Here is a 4502-nt window from a genome sequence, read left to right on the forward strand (position 1 = left end):
AGTACGTTCTACCGCTACCGTTGTTTTACTGTCTTTCTCCATATAATTATAAGGCTTATTATAACAAATTAAGACACTAACTAATTGGTTTACAAGATAGTATATTTATTCGTTATAACCAATATATAACGGTTAATTTTTCTAATACTTTGATTTTCAAAGCATAACCCCGTAGGGCAAGAGGAAAAAACAGGGCTTGCCCGGTTTCCTCTTGCTGTTCTATCGAACACCCTCCCCAGCGCGAAATTAGCAAAGGGGACGGGGAGAGATAGAACCTATCCCACACACGTGAACACACACGAAAACCGCACAACAGAATGTGTCCGGGACACCACAAAAAACTCATCGGTCGGGGAGCGCCGCACGGCAAGGGGCGGGACCACCCGTCCCGACGAGTGCAGCCGTTTACTTGGATATATGATATAAGTTATTTTGATTCTGTCACAAATTCAAAAGGATTGCAGTAAGTTCCAAAACGGCACATACTGCAATCCTTCATTTGTCGTCATAATGTCCCCAGGCTGAAATGATGAACACAATTACGGTAGTCTCGTTGACCATATACCTGATACGGTTCTTCTTGTCCAGCTGCCTTGACCAGACACCCTCCAGGTATCTTAACTGTTCCGGATGTCCTGTACCCGTATATGGGTGTTCTCTGAGTTCATCAAGCAGCTTCTCCAGCTTCTTGAAAAGCTGCGGAGAGGATTTCCTCATTAACAGGACATGTTTTACCGCTTCTTTGGAAAATTCTATCTCATACATTGCCTTCGCCCTCTATACGGTTAAGAAAATCGTCCAGAGACTCGTTTTTAGCCATTCTGAAGGTATTTCCGTTCCGGATATCTTCAATACCTCTCTGGATGGCCGCAAGTTCTTCCTTTGAAGGGAAATCACCTTCTCTGACTGCACACACCATAATAGGGGCTGCATTGCGTCTGGAGACCAGGATCGTTTCCGTCTCTGCCATTTCGAAGTATTTCTTCTGGTTGGCACGAAATTCGCGTGTTGTAACAATCTGCATAGTTCTAATATATTGGTTTACACCGCAAAAATAGGGATAAAAATCAATAAAACAAAAGTTTTGTGTACTTGTTTGTGTACACGCGCGGAAAATTCGTTCCTCAAAGAACGCTGCGCTGGCTTTTGCTTTGCTTTCACAAACATTCAAAAAGTCGTTTTTCGCGGATTTGAAGGTTTGGAAGCCACATTCCGGCTAAAATTTTATGACTTGTTTTTAAGCATAGCTTATTATATGCTTATCAACTTTTGAAAAAACGGTTGTAATACATTATTAAACAAGAAGTTATAAACAATAGTAACATTCTAAAAACGAGTTTTTGAATGCTAAAAACGAGTTTTTGAATGTTATTTATGGCTTTAAAAACGAGTTTTTGAATGTTTTCGTGGAGATACATTTTTGTATCTCGTTTTTAATTTTTATATTTGCGAACATTCAATCTCTCGTTTTTAAAAAGTAAAGGTGTATGGCTATAAAAATAACAAACAAAGATGTGATACAGAGCTATTTAATGACTGTATCAAAGTACAACTTCTCAGTGTACGAAAAACGCATTCTGTACAGGCTTGTGGAAGCAATGCAATGTGAGATAGAAGGTAAAAAGCTTTATCCTGGACTTCGTATAGAAAAGACGCTATACGATGATAGAGTTGTTTTAATGCCCATATCTGCGTTTTTAGCCAATGATGATGATGAAAACTACACCCGTGTCAAAAAAGCCCTGTTAGACCTTAGAAACAAATCTTTTGAGTTCGATGATGGACAAGTATGGAAGGTGATAGGCATTATCGAGAAACCACAATTCAATTACAAAAGAGGTTGGGTAAGATTTGAAATACAACCTGAAGTATATAATGCCGTACTTAATTTTTCAAAGGGCTTCAGGAAGTATGAACTTAAAACGGCCATGGAGTTCACAAGTCAGTACTCGATGCGTTTCTATGAGCTCATGAGCGGCCAAGAAAGACCTTTGATATACAGTATAGAAGACTTGAAAATCATGTTTGGTGTACAGGACAAATACAAAAGGAATCCCGATTTCATAAAATGGATTGTAAAACCAGCCAAAGAAGAATTGGATGCCAAAAGCCCTTATTCATTTGAATACAAAGTTCTGAAAGACGGTCGCTCTTTTCATTCACTGAAGCTGTATCCCAAATACCAACCGGAACACAGGGATGAAGAACTTGAAAAGCACGAACTACAAAAACAGGTCAGTCTGGGCTGGGATCTGGACAGGCTTATCAGAAACTATCTAAAGCAAGAGCTTCTTTTCACAGACCAGGAAATAAGAAACAACATAGACCTCTTCAGGGATGCACAGAAGAAACTTGATTTAATGCTGGAGCTTTCAACTCTGAAGGGAAAATCAAGGGATAAAAAGAACCCTAAAGGGTATATAATAAACGCACTGAAGGGAAAAGTAAAAGACAAGGAAGAACTTTGATTATATTACACAATCAAAAAAATAACGATATGAAAGAAGGAGATTTGATATTGGTATCTGCTGAAGCCACAGGCTTAGGAAAGCCAATGGAAGCTGTTATAGACAAGATTGAAACATTCATGGGACAAACCCTTGTAACGGTCACTTACACGCAACCAGACGCCTTATCCGGCTTCGGTGGGTGCTTTGTGGATTCTCATATCACTTTAAGCGAATAAAAGAGCAAGCAATCGCAGTATATTTCAGGAATATTCGGTATATTTACAGCATATTCAATTAAAAAGAAACATAAAATTAGAATGCTAAGCATATTATAGGCATATTTATATCAATCGGTTAAGATATGACAGATAAAGTAACCATACAACCCAAAAGCAAGCCGGAAAAGACTACAATCTCGATAAGCGGAGAAACGTCTGAACGGCTGGAGATATACTGCCGGGCAAACGGCATATTACGGAAAGAGTTCGTTTCTCTCGCCCTGGAATACTTTGAACGCACAGGATTCGACCTGAAGAGTAACGCACTTGATTACTCCCCCTTGGAAAAGATCATCGGAGAATTGAATGAAGTAAAAGCGACCATGCAGACAAGCAATGAGGGAACAGAAGCTATTCGCCAACTACTACAGGCAGTCCGGGAACAGACCGCAAAACAGCTTCCAGCTCCAGAACTTATAGCCCAGGCAACAGAAGCAAAGGCCAAAGCGGAAAGTCTGGCCGCAGAACAGGCCAAAGAACTACAGGTTCTTCAGGAAGAAAACAACCGATTGCGTAACGAAATCAAAGCTCTTCAGGAGTATAAAGAAAAAGCACACCGGGAACTTTGCCGGGTACGTGATGAACAGAAAACATTCGGGAAAATAAAAGTAAAAACAGAACTATAAATAAGGAATATTTATAAACATACAATTCAATAATAATAAGACTATGGACAAGAAAACTATTACTGCTTCTACAGAATATATTGCAGCATGTGGCCTATATTGCGGAGCATGTCGTAAATACCTCAATGGAAAATGTCCGGGATGCAAACAGAACGAAAAAGCGACATGGTGTAAGATACGTCAATGTTGCATAGAAAAAGAAATTCATAGTTGTGCTGACTGTACTATGAATGTAAAAGACTGTAAGATACACAACAACGTGATAGGGAAAGTCTTCGCATTCCTATTCAATTCTGACCGTGCAGCATGTATCAGCTACATCAAAATAAACGGATATAAAACTTTTGCAGAAGAAATGACTAAACGAAAAGCACAGACTATGAGAAAGAGATAATATGCAGACACATATAAACGATCATGCTATAACTACCAAAAGTTGATTGACTTTTCTTTGGGTAGCCTAATACCCCTGTATCAGAAATACAGGGGTAAACATCCCTCACGCAAGCATGTATATGTAAAATCACATCCCCATTCCAAAACCCCGGCTTCTTCTCCTGGGCTGGTCGAGTTCTTCCTCCTGTTGCTTCTTCCGCTGCGGTGCCTGGTTGATTTCCGGAATCTGGGAAATACTGTTTCCCTGTTGTTGGCTCTCTTCCCGGCCTTGTTCCTGGTGTGGTTCCTGAAGATCCCGGCTCCATTCGGCTTTCATCTTCTCAAGCCGTTCATGGTTCACACGTTCCGCCCACTCCTTTTTCTGGAAGATTTCTTTCGGGCTTCCGTTCTTCATGGTATTGAGATAGTCGAATGTCTGTTCCGGAGCCCGGTCATACCCTGTGCGCTTGTCAAATGAGGTTTCACACTTTCGGAAAAAATCTGTTCTGTCGAAACCGCCCTTCACGTTTCCGCAGTTCTTCTTCCCGGTGTGGTTGGTCTTTGGACTTAGCTTCCTGGTGTTGCTCCTGTCCTTCCGGCTGACGATGATATGTGCGTGCATGTCGTACCGGTCGGCTCCCTTCCTCTCGAAATGGATCTTTCCGTAATACTCGATATCCTCTTTGTTCAGACCTTTTCCGAACCCTTCCGCATAGTGCTGCATCACATCATCACGGACATACCTTCTCATGGCTTCAGCCTGTTCCTTCTCT

The 4502-nt window shown here is 40.9% G+C and carries 7 protein-coding genes; 4 read left to right on the top strand and 3 right to left on the bottom strand.

Annotated elements, in window-relative coordinates:
• Positions 1–495: 495 nt before the first annotated feature.
• Together M3090_RS14850 and M3090_RS16020 are read right to left on the bottom strand one after the other, a co-directional pair.
• Positions 496–765: a Txe/YoeB family addiction module toxin gene (locus tag M3090_RS14850; protein WP_032530137.1), complete on the bottom strand. Its 270-nt coding sequence runs from the start codon at positions 763–765 to the stop codon at positions 496–498.
• The gene (locus M3090_RS16020) at positions 758–1171 is read right to left on the bottom strand and encodes a hypothetical protein (protein ID WP_249057601.1); all 414 of its coding nucleotides are present in this window, start codon (positions 1169–1171) and stop codon (positions 758–760) included. The genes M3090_RS14850 and M3090_RS16020 overlap by 8 nt, the downstream gene beginning before the upstream one ends.
• A gap of 316 nt (positions 1172–1487) precedes the next feature.
• On the opposite strand from M3090_RS16020, the gene M3090_RS14860 reads away from it, so the two are divergent.
• The 4 genes from M3090_RS14860 to M3090_RS14875 all read left to right on the top strand — a co-directional run bounded on the left by M3090_RS14860 (position 1488) and on the right by M3090_RS14875 (position 3748).
• Positions 1488–2468 (top strand): replication initiation protein, encoded by a 981-nt coding sequence (locus M3090_RS14860; RefSeq protein ID WP_249057604.1) that lies wholly within the window; start codon positions 1488–1490, stop codon positions 2466–2468.
• A gap of 29 nt (positions 2469–2497) precedes the next feature.
• Positions 2498–2686 carry a hypothetical protein gene (locus M3090_RS14865; protein ID WP_117894006.1) on the top strand — a complete coding sequence of 63 codons (189 nt, stop codon included), beginning with the start codon at positions 2498–2500 and terminating at the stop codon, positions 2684–2686.
• Positions 2687–2811: 125 nt separating this feature from the next.
• The gene (locus M3090_RS14870; RefSeq protein ID WP_117894009.1) at positions 2812–3354 is read left to right on the top strand and encodes a BfmA/BtgA family mobilization protein; all 543 of its coding nucleotides are present in this window, start codon (positions 2812–2814) and stop codon (positions 3352–3354) included.
• Positions 3355–3397: 43 nt separating this feature from the next.
• Positions 3398–3748, top strand: coding sequence for a DUF3795 domain-containing protein (locus tag M3090_RS14875; protein ID WP_117894012.1), 351 nt, complete (start codon positions 3398–3400; stop codon positions 3746–3748).
• A 129-nt stretch (positions 3749–3877) separates the two neighbouring features.
• On the opposite strand, the gene M3090_RS14880 is transcribed toward M3090_RS14875, so the two are convergent.
• The coding region (locus M3090_RS14880; protein ID WP_249057606.1) for a DUF5712 family protein at positions 3878–4502 on the bottom strand (625 nt) is incomplete at its 5' end.

The organism is Bacteroides sp. ET71 (genome assembly GCF_023336905.1).
Taxonomy (GTDB): domain Bacteria; phylum Bacteroidota; class Bacteroidia; order Bacteroidales; family Bacteroidaceae; genus Bacteroides.

Excerpts from the sequence above, each read along its gene's own strand:
- M3090_RS14850 (WP_032530137.1), bottom strand. The coding sequence starts at position 765 with ATGTATGAGATAGAATTTTCCAAAGAAGCGGTAAAACATGTCCTGTTA.
- M3090_RS14860 (WP_249057604.1), top strand. The coding sequence starts at position 1,488 with ATGGCTATAAAAATAACAAACAAAGATGTGATACAGAGCTATTTAATG.
- M3090_RS14865 (WP_117894006.1), top strand. The coding sequence starts at position 2,498 with ATGAAAGAAGGAGATTTGATATTGGTATCTGCTGAAGCCACAGGCTTA.
- M3090_RS14870 (WP_117894009.1), top strand. The coding sequence starts at position 2,812 with ATGACAGATAAAGTAACCATACAACCCAAAAGCAAGCCGGAAAAGACT.
- M3090_RS14875 (WP_117894012.1), top strand. The coding sequence starts at position 3,398 with ATGGACAAGAAAACTATTACTGCTTCTACAGAATATATTGCAGCATGT.